General features: G+C 67.4%; 1 protein-coding gene. It reads left to right on the top strand.

Annotated elements, in window-relative coordinates; genetic code table 11:
• A partial coding sequence (locus tag G3I42_RS33025; RefSeq protein WP_275405317.1) for a proton-conducting transporter membrane subunit occupies window positions 1-264 on the top strand: 264 nt, incomplete at both ends.

The raw sequence follows: 264 nt of genomic DNA on the forward strand, positions 1-264 counted from the left end.
TGGGCGAGGCGACCTCCCCGGTCGCCGTGCTGCTCACCGCGGTCGTCGACAAGGTCGGCACCTTCGCGATGCTGCGCTTCTGCCTCCAGCTCTTCCCGGAGGCCAGCAAGTGGGCCACCCCGGTGATCCTGGTCCTGGCGCTGATCAGCATCGTGTACGGGGCGCTGCTCGCCGTCGGCCAGCGCGACATCAAGCGGCTGATCGCCTACGCGTCGATCTCGCACTTCGGCTTCATCGTCCTCGGTATCTTCGCGATGACGAGCC

The sequence above is a fragment of the Streptomyces sp. SID11385 genome, assembly GCF_010548245.1.
Classification (GTDB): Bacteria; Actinomycetota; Actinomycetes; order Streptomycetales; family Streptomycetaceae; genus Streptomyces.